Origin of the sequence: Streptomyces sp. C (genome assembly GCF_000158895.1) — a bacterium.
Taxonomy (GTDB): Bacteria; Actinomycetota; Actinomycetes; order Streptomycetales; family Streptomycetaceae; genus Streptomyces; species Streptomyces racemochromogenes.
The window spans coordinates 6,665,991-6,680,045 of sequence record NZ_GG657750.1; the positions used below are offsets into that span (position 1 = coordinate 6,665,991).

At 73.5% G+C, this 14,055-nt stretch carries 12 protein-coding genes and 2 pseudogenes; 10 read left to right on the forward strand and 4 right to left on the reverse strand.

Going from position 1 to position 14,055, the window contains the following annotated elements; translation table 11 throughout:
* Positions 1 to 295: 295 nt before the first annotated feature.
* Positions 296 to 613, reverse strand: a pseudogene (locus SSNG_RS44200) (NUDIX hydrolase); the annotation flags it as partial.
* A gap of 878 nt (positions 614 to 1,491) precedes the next feature.
* Positions 1,492 to 2,115, reverse strand: coding sequence for a LysE/ArgO family amino acid transporter (locus SSNG_RS29930; RefSeq protein WP_007267684.1), 624 nt, complete (start codon positions 2,113 to 2,115; stop codon positions 1,492 to 1,494).
* A gap of 68 nt (positions 2,116 to 2,183) precedes the next feature.
* Here SSNG_RS29930 and SSNG_RS29935 point away from each other — a divergent pair, with 68 nt between their 5' ends.
* The 8 genes and pseudogenes from SSNG_RS29935 to SSNG_RS29970 all read left to right on the forward strand — a co-directional run bounded on the left by SSNG_RS29935 (position 2,184) and on the right by SSNG_RS29970 (position 10,702).
* Complete coding sequence (locus tag SSNG_RS29935) at positions 2,184 to 3,089, forward strand: LysR family transcriptional regulator ArgP (protein ID WP_042802273.1); 906 nt, start codon at positions 2,184 to 2,186, stop codon at positions 3,087 to 3,089.
* Between the two features lie 87 nt (positions 3,090 to 3,176).
* Positions 3,177 to 3,796 (forward strand): annotated as a pseudogene (locus tag SSNG_RS29940) (dihydrofolate reductase family protein).
* Positions 3,797 to 3,891: 95 nt separating this feature from the next.
* Positions 3,892 to 4,917, forward strand: a complete 1,026-nt coding sequence (locus SSNG_RS44205; protein ID WP_347232475.1) for a serine/threonine-protein kinase — start codon at positions 3,892 to 3,894, stop codon at positions 4,915 to 4,917.
* 83 nt (positions 4,918 to 5,000) lie between these two features.
* Positions 5,001 to 5,600 carry a hypothetical protein gene (locus SSNG_RS44995; RefSeq protein WP_007267688.1) on the forward strand — a complete coding sequence of 200 codons (600 nt, stop codon included), beginning with the start codon at positions 5,001 to 5,003 and terminating at the stop codon, positions 5,598 to 5,600.
* Between the two features lie 94 nt (positions 5,601 to 5,694).
* Positions 5,695 to 6,777: a magnesium/cobalt transporter CorA gene (corA, locus tag SSNG_RS29955; protein WP_007267689.1), complete on the forward strand. Its 1,083-nt coding sequence runs from the start codon at positions 5,695 to 5,697 to the stop codon at positions 6,775 to 6,777.
* Between the two features lie 164 nt (positions 6,778 to 6,941).
* Positions 6,942 to 7,778 (forward strand): chitosanase, encoded by an 837-nt coding sequence (locus SSNG_RS29960; RefSeq protein ID WP_042802277.1) that lies wholly within the window; start codon positions 6,942 to 6,944, stop codon positions 7,776 to 7,778.
* A 166-nt stretch (positions 7,779 to 7,944) separates the two neighbouring features.
* Positions 7,945 to 8,298, forward strand: a complete 354-nt coding sequence (locus SSNG_RS29965) for a DUF805 domain-containing protein (RefSeq protein ID WP_042802279.1) — start codon at positions 7,945 to 7,947, stop codon at positions 8,296 to 8,298.
* A 184-nt stretch (positions 8,299 to 8,482) separates the two neighbouring features.
* Positions 8,483 to 10,702 carry an NADP-dependent isocitrate dehydrogenase gene (locus SSNG_RS29970; RefSeq protein ID WP_007267692.1) on the forward strand — a complete coding sequence of 740 codons (2,220 nt, stop codon included), beginning with the start codon at positions 8,483 to 8,485 and terminating at the stop codon, positions 10,700 to 10,702.
* 85 nt (positions 10,703 to 10,787) lie between these two features.
* On the opposite strand, the gene SSNG_RS29975 is transcribed toward SSNG_RS29970, so the two are convergent.
* Positions 10,788 to 11,300: a hypothetical protein gene (locus SSNG_RS29975; RefSeq protein WP_007267693.1), complete on the reverse strand. Its 513-nt coding sequence runs from the start codon at positions 11,298 to 11,300 to the stop codon at positions 10,788 to 10,790.
* A gap of 347 nt (positions 11,301 to 11,647) precedes the next feature.
* Between SSNG_RS29975 and SSNG_RS29980 the strand changes: the two genes are divergently transcribed.
* The gene (locus SSNG_RS29980; protein ID WP_007267694.1) at positions 11,648 to 12,802 is read left to right on the forward strand and encodes an aminotransferase class V-fold PLP-dependent enzyme; all 1,155 of its coding nucleotides are present in this window, start codon (positions 11,648 to 11,650) and stop codon (positions 12,800 to 12,802) included.
* Here the strand turns inward: SSNG_RS29980 and cobF are convergent.
* Positions 12,789 to 13,541 carry a precorrin-6A synthase (deacetylating) gene (cobF, locus tag SSNG_RS29985; protein ID WP_007267695.1) on the reverse strand — a complete coding sequence of 251 codons (753 nt, stop codon included), beginning with the start codon at positions 13,539 to 13,541 and terminating at the stop codon, positions 12,789 to 12,791. The two genes, SSNG_RS29980 and cobF, sit on opposite strands and share 14 nt — an antisense overlap.
* An 18-nt stretch (positions 13,542 to 13,559) precedes the next feature.
* On the opposite strand from cobF, the gene SSNG_RS44215 reads away from it, so the two are divergent.
* Positions 13,560 to 14,055, forward strand: a 496-nt coding sequence (locus tag SSNG_RS44215) for a (Fe-S)-binding protein (protein WP_007267696.1), incomplete at its 3' end; no start/stop codon positions are given.

Sequence of the window (14,055 nt, forward strand, 5' to 3'; positions counted from 1 at the left end):
TCCTGGGACGCCCGTGAGCCCGCAGCGGAGGGTGCCCCTCCAGGCACCCCGCGAGTTCTTTTAGGCGCTGCGCCGTGCAGCCCTCGAAGGGGGAGAGGCGGCCGGCAGGTCGACGAGGCCGGGCCCGCCCTCGGACAGCACCACCGAAGCGGTGCCGGGTGGCGCCGGGGGCATGGGCCGCCCCTTCCGGTGGTGGGAGCAGGTCGGGCCGGGTGCGTACGGGGTCCCCGGGCCGTCGCCGTCGAGCCTCCCGCCGCCCGGCCGCCCCGGCGATCCCGCGGAGGCCGAACGGGTCTCAGGCCGGGCCCGCCCGGCGCCCCGAGTGCAGTTCCAGCGGGCCGGAGCCCTCGGCCAGGGCCGTCAGGCAGGCCTCGATCTGACGGCGCAGCTTGGGCTTGACCAGGCCGCGCAGCTCCTCGCGGCGCGCCGTGCGCCACTCCAGCAGCTCGGCGGGCGGCAGCCGGATCGCCGCGAGCTCGGCCGGGGCCAGGACCCCGCCGTCGTAGAGGAAGCGGATCCGCGCCGGGTAGCCGGGCCGGTGGGTCCAGTTCACGGCGAGGAGGCGGCCGGGATCCCGCTCCAGGCCGGTCTCCTCGCGGACCTCGCGCGCCGCCGCGTCCCGCGGGGTCTCGCCGAGGTCGCTGTCGACGCCGCCCGCCGGGCAGCAGCCAGCGGCCCGGCTCGCCGTAGCCGGGCCGGACCAGCAGGACCCCGCCCGCCCCGTCGGTGAACACCACGTTCGCGGCGGTGAGGGCCTTGGGCCGGGCCGCGCGGTGGCCGGCCGGGTCGTAGCGGCCGGAGTGCTCCAGGGCGGCGCGGTCGGCCGGGTCCAGCCCGGCGGGGGAGCCGGGCTGCGGGACGCCGTCGACGAGGTGCGCGACGGATCCGGCGTACAGGGCGGCCAGCCCGGCGCGCAGCCGGGGCGCCAGCCGTTCGGGCAGCTGTTCCGCGGCCTCCTCCGGGGTGAGCCAGCGGGCCTCGGCGACCTCGCCGTCCGCGTAGGCGATCCCCTCCGCTTCGGCGTCGGTCAGCGGCCCCACGAGGTAGGCATGGACCACGAGCGAGCGGCCGAGCGCGCCCGGCGGACAGGAGTCCACGGCCAGCAGCCGGCCGACCGGGACGGACAGGTCCAGCTCCTCCTCCAGCTCCCGGGCCAGGCCCTGCTCCGGGGTCTCGGTGTCCTCCACCGTGCCGCCGGGCAGTTCGAGTCCGTCCTTGTACGAGGGGGTCAGTACGAGGACCCGGCCCCGCCGGTCCAGGACGATGCCGGTCGCGGCGACGAGCGGGGACGGCTGGGCCGCGTAGTAGGCGCGCACGGCCTCGGGCGACGGGCGGTCGGGCACGGCGGCGGCTCCGGGGTGGGGGAGAGGGGTGGGAGGGAGGAGGAGGGGGAGGGCGAGGGGGTCGGGGATGGGGAGGGGGAATGGGGCGGCGGGCCGGGATCGGTTCCGGCCCACCGGAACCAGTACCACGTCCCGTCCCGGCCCGGCCTCAGGCGCGGGCGAGGAGCATTCCGCCCATCGTGACCATCGTGGCGGCCACCAGCCCGTCCAGTACCCGCCAGGCACCCGGCCGCGACAGCGGGCCGCTGAGCAGCCGGGCGCCGTAGCCCAGGGTGGCGAACCAGATCAGGCTGGCCAGCCCGGCCCCGATCCCGAAGGCCCAGCGCAGGTCGCCCCGGTCGGCGGCCAGCGAGCCCACCAGCAGGACGGTGTCCAGGTAGACGTGCGGGTTGAGCCAGGTCATGGCCAGGCAGGTGAGCACCGCCGCCCGGACGGAACCGGCGGTGGTGCCCTCGGCGGTGAGGGCCGCGCCGGGGGCGGGGCGCAGCACCCGCCGGGCCGCGATGATCCCGTAGCAGATCAGGAAGCCGCCGCCGGCGATGCCCACGGCGGTCAGGGCGGCGGGCCAGGCGGTGACGAAGGCGCCGACCCCGGCCACGCCGAGGAAGATGAGCACCGCGTCGGAGACGGCGCAGATCGCGACCACCGCCAGGACGGCGTGCCGGCGCGCGCCCTGGCGCAGCACGAAGGCGTTCTGTGCGCCGATCGCGACGATGAGGGAGAGGCCGGCACCGAAGCCGGCCAGGAGTGCTGTGGTGATGCCGTTCGTCATGGTCCGACCGTAAGGACCGCGCGCCCTCGCGTACAGCTAAAGATTTTTACGTATCATTAGCACCCGTGATGGACGAGCTCCCCCTGGAACAGGTCCGGACCCTCCTCGCGGTCGTGGACGAGGGCACCTTCGACGCGGCCGCCGCAGCCCTGCACGTGACGCCCTCCGCCGTCAGCCAGCGGGTCAAGGCCCTGGAACAGCGCACCGGACGGGTGCTGCTGATGCGGACCAAGCCGGTCCGGGCGACGGAGTCCGGAGAGGTGGTCATCCGCTTCGCCCGGCAGCTCGCCCGGCTGGAACGGGACGCGCGCGCCGAGCTGGGCATGGGCATGGCCGACGGCCTCGGGCCGGTCCGGATGCCGATCGCCGTCAACGCGGACTCGCTGGCCACCTGGTTCCTGCCCGCCCTCACCCGGGTGCCGCAGCAGCCGCCCATCTGCTTCGAGCTGCACCGCGAGGACGAGTCCCACACGACGGCCCTGCTGCGGGAGGGCCAGGTCATGGCGGCCGTCACCTCCTCGCCCGACCCGGTGGCCGGCTGCACGGTACGGGCGCTGGGGCTGGCCCGCTACCTCGCGGTGGCGAGCCCCGACTTCGCCGCCCGGCACCTCACCGGGGCCCCGGCCCGGGACCTGCGGGAGGCCCCGCTGATCGTCTTCGACCGGCGCGACGTCCTCCAGGACGACTTCGTCCGCGCGCTCACCGGCGGCGCCTCGCCCGCCTCGGCCGCACGGCACCTCGTCCCCACCTCGGAGGGCTACCGGGACGCGGTGGCGGCGGGCCTCGGCTGGGGGCTCGTCCCCGAACCGCAGGCGGAGCCGCTGCTGGAGAGCGGTGCGCTGGTGCCACTGGCTCCGGGCCGGTGGCTGGACGTACCGCTGTACTGGCAGCAGTGGAAGCTGGACTCGCCCGCGCTCGCCCTGGTCGCCCGGGTGGTCGCCGAGACGGCCATGGAGGAACTGCGGCCGGTCTGACCGGAAGCCCGGCGCGGCCCGGACGCGGCGGGCCGCCCCGCGGCGTCTACTGGGAGGCGGCAGGACCCCACCTCCCTGGAGCGCCCGATGAGGAAGATCACCGCAGAGCTGTTCATCTCGCTCGACGGCGTCGTGGAGGCGCCGCACGAAAGAGCAACTTCCCCTACTTCGACGACCAGATGGGCGCGGCCGTCGACGCCGTCGTCGGCTCCGCCGACACCCTGCTCCTCGGCCGCAGGACGTACGACGGCTTCGCCGGGGCCTGGCCCGGCCGTGAAGCGGACGGCGGCGAGGACGCCGGCTTCGCCAGGCGGCTCGGTGACGCCCGGAAGATCGTCGTGTCGCGGCAGCCGCTCGACTTCACCTGGCGCAACTCCGAACGCCTCGACGGGGAACTCGTCGAGGGGGTCACGGCGTTGAAGAACGAGCCGGGCGAGGCCCCGATCGTCATCAGCGGCTCGGTGTCCGTCGTCCGCCAACTGCTCGCCGCCGGACTGCTGGACCGGCTCCAGCTGCTCGTCCACCCCGTCGTGCTGGGCAAGGGCCTGCGCCTCTTCGAGGAGGGCGAGCCGGCGATCCCGCTCGAACTGCTCTCCTGCGAGGCCTTCGACACCGGCGTGCTCAACCTCTTCTACGCCCCCGCCGAGCGGCCCGGCAGCGCCGGTTACGAGGAGGCGAAGGCCCATCTGCCGCGCGGTGAAGGGTAGGGGGTGTCCGCCCGGACCGCCCGCCGGTCGTGCCTCTACGCTTGTGCCCCGTCAGATCGTCGAGACGGACGACCGGTCGTGGAACGGAGCATGCGGTGCCAGCGGGTCAAGCGGGGGAAGCGGGCGAAGCGAACGACGGGGACCTCGTCGGCAAGGTGCTCGGAGGGCGCTACCGGGTGACCTCGGTGATCGGCCGGGGCGGCATGGGCGTCGTCGCCCGCGCCGTCGACGAACTGCTCGCCCGCGAGGTCGCCGTCAAGGTCCTGCGGGCCTACACCGACGCCGACGACGACGAACTGGCCGACCTGCGCACCCGGATGGAGCGCGAGGCACAGGCCGCCGCCCGCATCCGGCACCCCGGCGTGGTCACGGTCCACGACGTCACGCACGAGCGGGGCCTGCCCGTCATCGTCATGGAACTCGTCGACGGGCCCTCGCTCGACGACTCCGTGACGCGGTACGGCGCGCTCGACCCGCAGGAGGCCGCCGCGATCGGCGCCAAGCTGATGGACGCGCTGGACGCCGCGCACCGGGCGGGCGTCCTGCACCGGGACGTGAAGCCGGGCAACGTGCTGCTGGAGCGGGGTGGCCGGGTCGTGCTCACCGACTTCGGCATCGCCACCATCGAGTCCTCCGACGACGAGGCCCTCGCCAAGCTCACCCGCAGCGGCCAACTGGTCGGCTCCCTCGACTACCTGCCCCCGGAGCGGGCGCAGGGCCGGGAGCCCGGCCCCGCCTCGGACATCTGGTCGCTCGGGATGACCCTGTACGCGGCGGTGGAGGGGGTGTCGCCGTTCCGCCGCACCTCGGTGTGGTCCACGCTCGCCGCGATCGTCGGGGACCCGCTGCCCCAACCCCGGCGCGCGGGGCCGCTCGCGCCGGTGCTGCGGGCGCTGATGGCGAAGGAGCCGGAGCACCGGCCCACCGCCGAGCAGGCCCGCGCGATGCTGGAGCAGGTCGCGGCGGGCGGCTCGGCCCCGGCGGCCCCCGTCGCGCCGTCGCCGTACGCGCCCGGGCCCGGGCCCGCGGCGGCGCCGGCCCCCGGGTTCGGGCCCCCGCCGGCGGCGGGGCCCCGGGCCCGGCACCGGCCACGGCCCCGGCCCCTGGCAGCGGCGGCGTAACGTTTCCGGCAGCCCCTACGCCCCCCGCAGCCCCGCAGCTCGGTTTCCCGTCGCAGGAACAGCCGTCCCTGGTCAGGCTGCCCATGGTCGCCCGGTCCTGCTCGGCGGACGTCGACCGGGCGCGCCGCCGCAGCCGGGCCGCGATGGCCGTCGCGGTGGTCGCCGTACTCGCCGCGGGCGGGGTCACCTACGCCGTGACCTCGGGCGGGGGTGGCAAGGGCGTCGCAGCGCCCACCCCGGCGCCCGGCGGCTCCCCGACGGGCGGCGCACAGCCCGCCACGGCCACCCCGGGCCCCTCGCCCTCCGTCTCCGGCCCCACGGCCAAGCCCTCCGCGAGCAACTCGAAGAAGCAGGGCACCCCGTCGCCCTCCAAGAAGCCGTCCTCGCCCGCGCCGGGCGGGCCCAGCCCCGTACCGACGGGCTGCGCGGGCTGGACCCACCGGGACCCGACGCCGGGGACGTACGGCTACATATCCGGCGACCACCACCTGCTGGCCGCGCCGTACCAGCAGTGCGCCCGGGGCGCCCTGGTCAAGGACGGCACGAAGCTCTGGTACCACTGCTACATCGTCAACTCCTACGGAAACCAGTGGACGTTCGTGCGCGTGGAGGGCACCAACACCACCGGGTGGCTCTACAACCGCGACCTCAAGGGCCAGAAGGGCTCCTCCCCGGCCTGCTAGGGGCAGGGGTGGTGGGCGCGGGCGCGTGGCGAGCCGCCGGCCGGGCGGTGGCAGACTGGCCGCTGATCCGCCGAAGGGGAGTACGCCCGTGTCCATGTTCAGCAACCTGCGCCGTGCCGTGCGCCGCGGCTACCGGCGGGCCGTCGACCTCAGCCACCCCGCCCGCTCCCCGCTCGGCAGCGCCGTCGTCAACTGCGTGGTCTACCAGGACGGCGTCCGCCAGGACGGCTGCGGGGAGGTGGAGGAGGCCCTGCGACGGGTCCGCAAGACGGGCGCCGGGTTCGTCTGGATCGGCCTGCACGAACCCTCGCAGCAGGAGCTGGCCGGCCTCGCGGAGCTGTTCGGCCTGCATCCGCTCGCCGTCGAGGACGCCGTCAACGCCCATCAGCGGCCGAAGGTGGAGCGCTACGACGAGACGCTCTTCGCCGTCTTCAAGACCGTGCGCTACGTCGAGCACGAGGAGCTGACCGCGACGAGCGAGGTGGTGGAGACCGGCGAGCTGATGGCCTTCATCGGCGAGGACTTCGTCATCACCATCCGGCACGGCGGACGCGGCACCCTCGGCCCGGTCCGCGAGGCACTGGAGGCGGAGCCGGACCAGCTGGCCAAGGGGCCGGCGGCCGTCCTGCACGCCATGGCGGACCACGTGGTGGACGACTACGTGGCCGTCACGGACGCGGTGCAGAGCGACATGGACGCCGTGGAGACGGCCGTGTTCAGCGAACACGGCGGCCGGGGCGACGCGGGCCGGATCTACCAGCTCAAGCGCGAGCTCCTCGAACTCCGCCGGGCGGTGGCCCCCCTCGGCCGGCCCCTCCAGCACCTGGCGACGCAGCCGATACCGGTGATCCCGGCGGAGGTCCGCGCGTACTTCCGCGACGTCGCCGACCACCTGACGCGGGCCACCGAGCAGATCGGCGCGTACGACGGACTCCTCGACTCCATCCTCCAGGCGCACCTGGCGCAGGTGACGGTCGCGCAGAACGAGGACATGCGCAAGATCACGGCGTGGGCGGCGATAGTGGCCGTGCCGACGATGGTCTGCGGGGTGTACGGGATGAACTTCGACCACATGCCCGAGCTGCACTGGACGTACGGCTACCCGCTGGTCCTCGCGGTGATGGCGGTCGCCTGCTTCGTGATCCACCGGGGGTTCAGGCGCAACGGCTGGATCTGACCCTTGCCCTGGCCGGGCGGATGCCGCTGAGGGTGTCGCCCTGCCGGGCGGGTGGCCGCGGGGGTGTTCCCTGTCTCCAATGTCTGGTAGGAAAGTTTCCTAACGGATCAGGGAAGACTCAAACCCCCCATGGAGGCCCTGTGTTCACTCCCCGTCGCAAGACGATGGCCGCCGGCGCCCTGCTCGGCGCCGCCCTCCTCACCGCCCCGGTCGCGGCGCACGCCACCGCCGCGCCGCCCGCCGCGCCCGCGCCCGGTGCCACCGCGGCTGCCGCCACCGCGGCCGCCGCCGCCACCGGGCTCGACGACCCGGCGAAGAAGGACATCGCCATGCGGATCGTCTCCAGCGCCGAGAACTCCTCCCTCGACTGGAAGGCGCAGTACAAGTACATCGAGGACATAGGCGACGGCCGCGGCTACACCGCCGGCATCATCGGCTTCTGCTCCGGCACCGGCGACATGCTCGACCTCGTCGAGTACTACACCAAGGTCAAGCCCGGGAACGTGCTCGCCAAGTACCTCCCCGCCCTCCGCAAGGTCGACGGCAGCGACTCGCACGCCGGACTCGACCCGAACTTCACCGGGGACTGGGCCAAGGCCGCCCGGGACGCCGAGTTCAAGAAGGCCCAGGACCACGAGCGCGACCGCGTCTACTTCAACCCCGCCGTCGGGCAGGGCAAGTCCGACGGGGTCGGCACCCTCGGGCAGTTCATCTACTACGACGCCATCGTCATGCACGGCGACGGCGGCGACTCCACCAGCTTCCGCAACATCCGCAAGCGGGCCCTCGCCAAGGCCAAGCCGCCGGCCCAGGGCGGCAACGAGACCGCGTGGCTGAACGCCTTCCTCGACGCCCGGGTGTGGGCGATGAAGCAGGAGGAGGCCCACAGCGACACCAGCCGCGTCGACACCGCCCAGCGGGTCTTCCTGAAGAAGGGCAACCTGGGCCTCGACACCCCGCTCGAATGGAAGGTCTACGGGGACTCCTACCGCATCGGCTGAGGCGCCCGGGACGCCAGTGGCAGGCGACGTCAACTCCCCCTGAAACCAAGCCCCGTGGCCTGAATCAGGCACCCGGAGATGGCTTGGGCGCGACGGCCCCAGGGCATAACCCGGGCCCGGCCCCTTCCAGGCCGAAGGGCCGTCGATGCCGTCCTTAGGGGGACTCGTGCACTACTACGTCGACGTCATCAAGCGCTACGCGGACTTCGCCGGCCGCGCGCGCCGCCAGGAGTACTGGATGTTCGTCCTGTGCAGCATCCCGATCATGATCGTGGCGATCGTGCTGGACTTCGCGCTCGGCAGCTACCCGGTCATCTTCTACATCTACAACCTCGCCGTCTTCCTCCCCACCCTGGGCCTGAGCGTCCGCCGGCTGCACGACACCGGCCGGTCCGGCTGGTGGTACCTGATCGGCTTCATCCCCTTCGTCGGCTGGATCGCGATCATCGTCCTGATGGCGCTGGAGGGCGACGCCGGACCGAACGAGTACGGCGCGAACCCCAAGCAGGTCACGGCCTGAAACGCACGGCGCAGCGGCGCCGCGGCCGGCCCCGGAGGCCGGCGGCGGCGCCTTTCGCGCTGCCGTGACGCGCGTCTCCCCGGCTCTTGCGGCAGGGGGCTGTCCAGACATGCCCGATCACGAGATATCTTGATGTCGAGCAATGTTGCAGACGAGAGACGCAGACTGTGGAGCGGAGCATCCGGTGACTGACTCGACCATCATCTACACGCACACTGACGAGGCCCCGGCCCTCGCGACGTATTCCTTCCTGCCTGTGATCCAGGCCTACGCGTCGACGGCCGGTGTGAATGTCGAGACCCGTGACATCTCCCTGGCCGGTCGGATCATCGCCGTCTTCCCCGAGTACCTCGAGGAGGGGCAGCGGATCGCCGACGCCCTCGCCGAGCTCGGCGAGCTGGCGAAGACCCCCGAGGCCAACATCATCAAGCTGCCCAACATCTCGGCCTCGATCCCGCAGCTGAAGGCCGCGATCGCCGAGCTCCAGGGCCAGGGCTACGCCCTTCCGGACTACCCGGACGACCCGAAGTCGGACGAGGAGCGCGAGATCCGCGCCCGCTACGACAAGATCAAGGGCAGTGCCGTCAACCCGGTCCTGCGCGAGGGCAACTCCGACCGCCGCGCCCCCGCCTCGGTGAAGAACTACGCCAAGGCCCACCCGCACCGCATGGGCGCCTGGACCCCCGAGTCGAAGACGAACGTCGCCACGATGGGCGAGAACGACTTCCGCTCCACCGAGAAGTCCGTCGTGATCGCCGAGGCCGGCACGCTGCGCATCGAGCACGTCGCCGCCGACGGTGCCACCACGGTGCTGCGCGAGTCCGTGCCGGTCCTCGCCGGTGAGGTCGTGGACGCGTCCGTCATGCACGTCGACGCCCTGCGCACCTTCCTGAACGGCCAGATCGAGCGCGCCAAGGCCGAGGACGTCCTGTTCTCCGTGCACCTGAAGGCCACGATGATGAAGGTCTCCGACCCGATCATCTTCGGCCACGTGGTCCGCGCCTTCTTCCCGAAGACCTTCGCCCGCTACGGCGAGGCCCTCGCGGCCGCCGGCCTGTCCCCGAACGACGGGCTCGGCACCATCCTGAACGGCCTCGGCGGCCTCGCCGACGGTGACGCGATCAAGGCCTCCTTCGACGCCGAGATCGCCGAGGGCCCCGCCCTCGCGATGGTCGACTCCGACAAGGGCATCACCAACCTGCACGTCCCGTCCGACGTCATCGTCGACGCCTCCATGCCGGCCATGATCCGCACCTCCGGCCACATGTGGGGCCCGGACGGCGCCGAGGCCGACACCCTCGCCGTCCTCCCGGACAGCAGCTACGCGGGCGTCTACCAGGCCGTCGTCGAGGACTGCCGCGCCCACGGCGCGTTCGACCCGGCGACCATGGGCTCGGTGCCGAACGTCGGCCTCATGGCCCAGAAGGCCGAGGAGTACGGCAGCCACGACAAGACCTTCGAGATCGCCGCCGCGGGCACCGTCCGCGTCGTCGACGCCGCGGGCAACGCGCTCATCGAGCAGGAGGTCGCCGCCGGCGACATCTTCCGCGCCTGCCAGACCAAGGACCTGCCGATCCAGGACTGGGTCAAGCTCGCCGTCACCCGCGCCCGCGCCACCGGCGCCCCGGCCGTCTTCTGGCTCGACGAGACCCGCGCCCACGACGCGCAGCTCATCGCCAAGGTCAAGACCTACCTCGCGGAGCACGACACCGAGGGCCTGACCATCGAGATCCTCTCCCCGGTCGAGGCCACGAAGTACTCCCTGGAGCGCATCCGCCGCGGCGAGGACACCATCTCGGTGACCGGCAACGTGCTGCGCGACTACCTGACCGACCTCTTCCCGATCCTGGAGCTGGGCACCAGCGCCAAGATGCTGTCGGTCGTCCCGCTGATGGCGGGCGGCGGCCTCTTCGAGACGGGCGCCGGCGGCTCCGCCCCGAAGCACGTCCAGCAGCTGGTCAAGGAGAACTACCTGCGCTGGGACTCGCTCGGCGAGTTCTTCGCGCTGGCGGCCTCCTTCGAGCACCTCGCCACCACCACGGGCAACGCCCGCGCCCAGGTCCTGGCCGACACCCTGGACCGCGCCACCGGCACCTTCCTCAACGAGGACAAGTCGCCGACCCGTCGCCTCGGCGGCATCGACAACCGCGGCAGCCACTTCTACCTGGCCATGTACTGGGCCCAGGAGCTGTCCCGCCAGATCGAGGACCCGAAGCTCGCCGCGGCCTTCGAGCCGCTCGCCAAGACGCTGGCCGAGTCCGAGCAGAAGATCGTCGCCGAGCTGAACGCCGTCCAGGGCTCCCCGGCCGAGATCGGCGGCTACTACCAGCCCGACCCGGCCAAGGCGGCCGAGGTCATGCGTCCCTCCGCGACGCTGAACCAGGCGCTCGCCCTGCTGGGCTGACGCCCACGGCGGTAGGCAGTCCGCGTTCCGCCCCGGCCGGGCCCCGTGCCCGGCCGGGGCGGACGCGCGTCCGGACCCCCGGGGCTCAGAGCCGGTGCACCCGGCCCTGGCCCACGGCGAGGGGATGCCGGCCGGCCGCCAGGATGCGCAGCCCGGGCGCGGCGGCGAGCAGCTCCCGCAGCCAGGTCAGCGCCTCGGGGCCGAGCCGGTCGCTGCCGTCCAGGACCAGCAGCATGTCCCGCTCCGCCATCCAGGAGGCGGCGTTGGCCGTGCCGCACGGCAGGAAGGGCATGCCCGGTACGCAGCCCAGCCCGGCCACGAGGCCGCGTACGCCGCCGTCCGGGCTGACGGTGACCACCGCGGCCCCGTCGCAGAAGTTGGACGCCAGCCGCCGGGCGACGTCCCGCACCAGCAGGCTCCGGGCCTCGTGGAACCGGCCCGTGACCGTCAGCACCCGGCCCCGCCGGACGGCGGTGAGCAGGCGGGAGAGTTCGGTGGACGTGGTCGGCAGTGTTCCGGTCGCTCCGCCCGATGGTGTCGGCCGGGAGTCCCCCATCATCACGATGCCCCCCGTTGCATACGTGACCCAGTGCGGCACGAGGGTTGTTTCGCGCCGCGTGACGATGATTATGCGTCAATTCGGCTGTATGGCCAGGGGAATGCCGTATTCCGGCGCATGGTCCGGGAACGCCCTGGTCAGGCTGCTGCTGCTGCTGCTGCTGCCGCTGCCGCTGCCGCTGCTGCCCTGCAGGGCCGGGCCGGGCCGGTAGACGTGGTGCCACGGACCCGCCCCCGGCGCCGGCCGCGTGCCGCGCCCCCGGTCGCCGGTGGACAGGCAGGCCAATCCGGCCCAAGCGGCCCTTTCCTCCCGGGGCGACGAGACCCCATGCTCCGGGTGCGGGCCCACGAGGCCCGCACCCGACACGTCCCGCCCCGGAGGTACCCGTGCCCGCGCCGTCCGCCCCCTCAGCCCCGCCCGCCTACCCCGGCGGCCCCGGCCTCTTCCGGCTGGACCCCGCCGTCGCCCACCTCAACCACGGCTCCTACGGCGCCGTCCCGCTGCCCGTCCAGGAGGCCCAGGAGGCCCTGCGGGCCGAGCTCCACGCCGACCCCGACGCCTTCTTCTTCGCCCTCCCCGACCGGCTGGCCGCCACCCGCACCCGGATCGCGGCCCGGCTGGGCACCGACCCGGACGGCCTCGCGTTCATCTCCAACGCCACCGAGGGCGCGAACCTCGCCTTCGAGGCCATCCCGCTCGCCGGGGACGACGAGGTCCTCGTCACCGACCACGGCTACGGAACCGTCACCGCGGCCGCCGCCCGCCGCGCCCGCGTCACCACCGTGGCCCTGGACCCGCACCTGCCCGACGAGGACGCCGTACGCGAGACCGTGCTCGCCGCGCTCACCCCCCGCACCAAGGCGGTGCTGCTCGACCACGTCAGCTCGCCCACCGCCCGGCTCATCGCCTCGCCCCGGCTGCTCGCCGAGCTCTCGGAACGCGGCATCACCACCGTCGTCGACGGCGCCCACACCCCCGGCATGCTGGCCGAGCCGGTCGCCGGAGCCGACTTCTGGTTCGGCAACCTCCACAAGTGGGGCTACGCGCCCTCCGGCACCGCCCTCCTCGCCGTCGCCCCCGCCCACCGCGCCCGGGTCCGCTCCCTCTCCCCGTCCTGGCAGGACCACCACGGCTACCCGCGCTCGGTCGAGTTCCGCGCCACCGCCGACTACACCGGCTGGCTGGCCGCACCCGAGGGCCTCGACCTCATCGAACGGCTCGGCGCCGACGGGGTCCGGGCCCACAACAGCGCCCTCGCCGCCTACGGGGCCGCACTGCTCGCCCGGATCCCCGGCCTCACCCCGCTCCCGCACACCCCGGGCCTGGCCATGCGCTCCCTGCTGCTGCCGCCCGGCACCGCCGAGACCCAGGACGCCGCCGCTGCCATGCGCGAGGAGATCGCGGCCAAGGCCCGCGTCCGCACCCTGATCTGGGCCCGGCCGGGCGGCGGCGGAATCCGGGTCTGCGGGCAGCTCTACAACCGCGCCGAGGAGTACGAACGCCTCGCCGAGGTCCTGCCCGCCTTCCTCAGGGACGCCTGAGCAGGTAGGTGTCCATGATCCAGCCCTTGCGGGCGCGGGCTTCGGTCCGCAGCTCCTCGATGCGGCCGGACACCTCCGCCAGCTTCCCCTGGACCAGGATCTCGTCCGGAGTGCCCACGTAGGCGCCCCAGTAGATGTAGAGGTCCTGGTCCAGGTGGGCGGTGAAGGCGTGCCGGGCGTCCAGCATCACCACCACGTCGTCCACGTCCTGCGGCCAGCCCTCCGCGAGTCGCCGGCCGGTGGTGATCTGGACCGGCCGCCCGACCCGGTTCAGGTTGGTCCGGTGCCGGGCCAGCAGGGCCGACACGCTGCTGATGCCCGGCACCACCTCGTGCTCGAACTCCACCCGGCCGTGCTCCAGCACCTCTTCGAGGATCGCGAGCGTGGAGTCGTACAGCGAAGGGTCGCCCCACACCAGGAACGCGCCCGTCTCGCCCTCCGCCAGATCCTCGGCGATGAACCGCTCGAAGATCTCGGCCCGCGCGCTGCGCCAGCCGTCCACCGTCGGGGTGTAATCGGACGGGGTGCGGTCCCGGTCCGGGTCGCGGCCCTCCACCAGCCGGTGGCCGGGACGGGCGTGCGCGTCGAGCATCGCCCGCCGCAGACCGGTCAGGTCCGACTTCTCCTCCCCCTTCTCCAGGATGAGGAATGCGTCCGCCGCGCCGATCGCCTTGACCGCCTGGAGGGTCAGGTGGTTCGGGTCGCCCGCGCCTATGCCGATGACTGAGAACTTCTTCACCGGGCTATTGTGCCCATCATGCGCGCCGCCCTGTTCGTCACCTGCGTCAACGACGCGCTGTACCCCCGCACCGGCATCGCCGTCGTACGGCTGCTGGAGCGACTCGGCGTCCAGGTGGACTTCCCCGCCGCCCAGAGCTGCTGCGGGCAGCCCCAGTACAACACCGGCTACCGCCACGAGGCCGAGCCGCTGCTGCGCCGCACCGCCGCCGCCTTCGCCGGCCACGACCACGTGGTCACCCCCTCCGGCTCCTGCGCCGCGATGATCCGCGAGCACTACCCGCGCATCGGCCGCCGGGCCGCCGAGGAGGGGCGGGGCAGCGGGCTGGCGGAACTCGCGGAGGACCTCGTACCGCGCGTCCACGAGCTCACCGAGTTCCTCGTCGACGTCCTCGGCGTCACCGACGTCGGCGCGTACTTCCCGCACACCGTCACCTACCACCCCTCCTGCCACGGCCTGCGCTCCCTCGGCCTGGGCGAGCGCCCCCGCCGGCTGCTGGCCGCCGTCAAGGGCC

Bases quoted from the DNA above. Each gene is read 5' to 3' on its own strand.
- corA (WP_007267689.1), top strand. From the start codon at position 5,695: ATGTTCAGCAACCTGCGCCGTGCCGTGCGCCGCGGCTACCGGCGGGCC.
- SSNG_RS29960 (WP_042802277.1), top strand. From the start codon at position 6,942: ATGGCCGCCGGCGCCCTGCTCGGCGCCGCCCTCCTCACCGCCCCGGTC.
- SSNG_RS29930 (WP_007267684.1), bottom strand. From the start codon at position 2,115: ATGACGAACGGCATCACCACAGCACTCCTGGCCGGCTTCGGTGCCGGC.
- SSNG_RS29935 (WP_042802273.1), top strand. From the start codon at position 2,184: ATGGACGAGCTCCCCCTGGAACAGGTCCGGACCCTCCTCGCGGTCGTG.
- SSNG_RS44995 (WP_007267688.1), top strand. From the start codon at position 5,001: ATGGTCGCCCGGTCCTGCTCGGCGGACGTCGACCGGGCGCGCCGCCGC.